This is a genomic window from Companilactobacillus bobalius (genome assembly GCF_009764355.1).
Window position 1 is genome coordinate 1 of the sequence record NZ_LNUA01000012.1, and the last position, 3,379, is coordinate 3,379.

2 protein-coding genes and 2 pseudogenes are annotated in these 3,379 nt (G+C 37.6%); 3 read left to right on the plus strand and 1 reads right to left on the minus strand.

Features of this window, described 5'->3' with window-relative positions; translation table 11 throughout:
- Positions 1-269 precede the first annotated feature (269 nt).
- The gene (gene prgP / locus ATN92_RS03265) at positions 270-1,169 is read left to right on the plus strand and encodes a ParA superfamily DNA segregation protein PrgP (protein ID WP_042255042.1); all 900 of its coding nucleotides are present in this window, start codon (positions 270-272) and stop codon (positions 1,167-1,169) included.
- Positions 1,156-1,437 (plus strand): DNA segregation protein PrgO, encoded by a 282-nt coding sequence (gene prgO, locus ATN92_RS03270; protein WP_042255044.1) that lies wholly within the window; start codon positions 1,156-1,158, stop codon positions 1,435-1,437. The genes prgP and prgO overlap by 14 nt, the downstream gene beginning before the upstream one ends.
- 148 nt (positions 1,438-1,585) lie before the next feature.
- Here the strand turns inward: prgO and ATN92_RS03275 are convergent.
- A pseudogene (locus tag ATN92_RS03275) lies at positions 1,586-2,254 on the minus strand (IS30 family transposase); the annotation flags it as partial.
- Between the two features lie 8 nt (positions 2,255-2,262).
- On the opposite strand from ATN92_RS03275, the pseudogene add reads away from it, so the two are divergent.
- A pseudogene (gene add, locus ATN92_RS03280) lies at positions 2,263-3,204 on the plus strand (adenosine deaminase); the annotation flags it as partial.
- Positions 3,205-3,379 lie beyond the last annotated feature (175 nt).

Consider the following 3,379-nt stretch of genomic DNA (forward strand, 5'->3'; position numbering starts at 1 on the left):
TTCCCAATTGCCGTTGGGTGGCGCTTTTCTTTTATTTAAGGTAACCATACACCATAACAAAGAAAATGTAAACAAAAACATCAAAAGTATACTTTTGATGTTTTTTAGTATATTAATCCACAAATCCACGAGTATACTAATGTAAAAGTATAAGAGTATATTAGTATACTTTTATATTAGTATACTTTTGATAAAAAAGCTTGATTTCAGGTTTCAATATGGTATACTATATTTGTAGCAGAAGTATACTTATGAGAGAAGTGTTATCAATGACGTACGTAATCGCTTTAAGCAACCAAAAAGGGGGCGTTGGCAAGACGACCAATAATGTGATGTTCGCAATCACTCTTGCCACCGTTTTCCATAAAAAGGTTTTACATATTGATATGGATCTCCAAGCAAACAGTACATTCATGCTCGGTATGACCTTTAATAAATCAAATTGGCCCGCTTCTATAACAAGATGCTTAAATGATAAGGATCTAAGTAAGGGAATCACGCATCTAACAGAAAATCTAGATGCCATTGCAGGAGATTCTGATTTTCGAAACTGGGGCACATGGGTAGCCGACCATATAAAGGGTGTCCACGAACGAACCTTTTACTTCAAAAAATTACTAGATAAAATCAAAGACGACTATGACTTTATTTTTATAGACACTCCACCAGCAACAGATATAAAAGTCGACAACATAATGGTTGCAACTGACTATGTAATTGTTGTGCAAGAAACCAAGAGATTCGCATTTGAGGGTTCAAAGGAACTAACCAACACTTATCTTCAAACTCTATACGATGACTTCAGCGACGAGATTAATGTTCAGGTCGCGGGAATACTGTTAGTCATGCTTGACAAAACTCACACGGTTGAACAGCTCATTGTTGATAAGACCGTTAAATATTTTGGTAAACAGAATATATTCAATGCCATTATCAAAAGTCACTTACGCCTTGAAAATTATGGTGAATACGGAGTTCAGTTTGAAGACTACCACGATCGTGCTATGTTCGCACTCTTTTCCGATCTTTACGCGGAATTAATGGAAAGAATAGACCAATTCGAAAGTAAAGGAGATATTGCTGACGATTATGTCTACACGCCAAAATATCTCAATGGCAAAAAACTAACACCACTTGGAAAGGAGATAAGTGCTGATGGCCTTGATTAAAAAAGATGCTGATCACTTCGAAGTGAACATAAAAAAAACAGTCGATGATTCCAGAGATGAACAAAAAACTACTAAATACTCCGCAGCGGACAGAAAAAGCCTAAGGGTCGATCCACCTGTTTTTGACACGATAAAGAGTCTAGCTTACATTAAAGACGTGAAAATGTATGAACTTGTAGAAAGTGCTGTTGAGGCATATAAGCAAAACACGCTTTCAGATAGAGAGAGAGAAATCTTCGACAGCATTTATCAGAGAAAACAGTCATAAGTATACTAGTGCAAAAGTATACTTATGATAATTGGCCTATAATCACTGATAAACAAGCATTTTAAAAAGTATACTAGTCGCTAAATATACTTTTCCACTAGTATACTTTTTCTGATTCCATAGATTAAACTATAGGTAGATTGCAAATTTAATCCGAATTTTTGGACAAATTTGTCAGCATAACCTGATACGGTGTTTGCCAGTCGAGTATTTTAAGCGGTCGCTGGTTAATTTGGAGTAACGTCGTCGTTAAATCTTGAGCACTAATGTGTTCAAAACGAGTCCCTTTAGGATAAAAATAACGTAAATTCCGATTAAAGCGTTCATTACTACCACGTTCGGCTGGCGTATAAGCATGGCAGTAATAGGTCTTAATACCATATTGTGATTCAAGTGATACTAGCCCACTAAACTCAGTGCCACGGTCCACAGTAAAGCTGTGCACCGGACCATTAAAAGTGGTTAGGAACTTAGTTAGTGCTTCATTAACAGTCACTGTCGTCCGATCTTTTAACCGGTATGCCCAAAGGAACCGTGATTTTCGATCGATTAAAGTTAATAAAACTGCCTTACTATACCCACGAGGACCAACGACTGTATCTAGTTCAAAATCGCCGATGCGATTACGTTGATTAATCATCATGGGACGCTGTTCAATTGATCGCCCCAAAGATTGATTATATTTGGATCGTTGGTCAACGTTACGCCGTTGGCGTACGCCATGTTCAGGTAGATCATTCAAGGAGAAATCAATTCTCCCCTGATTTAGCCAATTATAAATAGATTTAGTAGCTAGTTTAAATTCGTGAGCAACCATTTACGTCTAAGCTGGCCCAAAAAAATCATATTAATATTGGTCAGAATACAATTGAGGAAGTCAAGAAAAGTTATCAGTTTGATGATTTGGCTTCGTTCTTGGCAGTTTATTATCCAGCATTGGCTGTGTTACAAACTGAACAGGATTTTTATGATTTGGCCTATGCCTACCTATTAAAAGCAAAAGATAATCATGTTCATCACGTTGAATTATTTTTTGACCCCCAGGCGCATACCAGTCGTGGGATCAGCTTTGAAACGGTTATTAATGGATTTTATCGGGCAACTCAGGATGCCAAGAGTTTCGGTGTTGATGCGCAATTAATTATGTGCTTTTTGCGGGACTTTTCTAAAGAATCTGCCCGGCAAACGTTGTTGGAAGCCAAGAAACATCGTGACAAGATTCTTGGAATCGGGTTGGATTCTGACGAGCATCATAATCCACCAATGAAGTTTGCGACTCATTTTGAAAACGCCGTGTCTCAGGGATATCATATTACGATGCATTGTGATATTGACCAGGTTGACTCGATTGATCATATTAAGCAGGCACTAGAAGTCATTGGGGTTGAGCGACTGGATCACGGAACTAATATTGTTGAAAATTCTGATCTGGTTGACTTTGTTAATCAAAAACAGATCGGTATGACCACTTGTCCGAAGTCGAACAGTTTCGTCAGTGCTGATATGAAGGGTAAAGAAATTACCGATTTGTTGGCCAAAGGAATTGAAGTTAGCGTCAATTCCGATGATCCGGCATACTTTGGTGGCTATATTTCCGAAAATTATTGGGCCCTTGCTGAAGCATATGATTTATCAGTCGACCAAGTTGTACAAATTGCCAAAAATTCATTTAACAGCTCGTGGATCAGTGATCAACAAAAACGGAATTATATTCAAGAAATTGATGATTTTGTTGCCAACTATGATTTTGAGAGGGAAACTGTTTAGCTGAACAAAATAGAGTGGGCCAGCAAGCGATTAGACTCCAGAATATAAGTGGGTCTAGAATTTTTGGTGTTGGAAAGTATTTCCATTCCAAAAGTACTAGGCTCTAATTTAAAAGGCTGTTCGTCAAATCAAGTTGATGGCGGTTCAAGTTAACAGTTAGACCATAAATGGTCTA

Bases quoted from the DNA above. Each gene is read 5' to 3' on its own strand.
- prgP (WP_042255042.1), top strand. From the start codon at position 270: ATGACGTACGTAATCGCTTTAAGCAACCAAAAAGGGGGCGTTGGCAAG.
- prgO (WP_042255044.1), top strand. From the start codon at position 1,156: ATGGCCTTGATTAAAAAAGATGCTGATCACTTCGAAGTGAACATAAAA.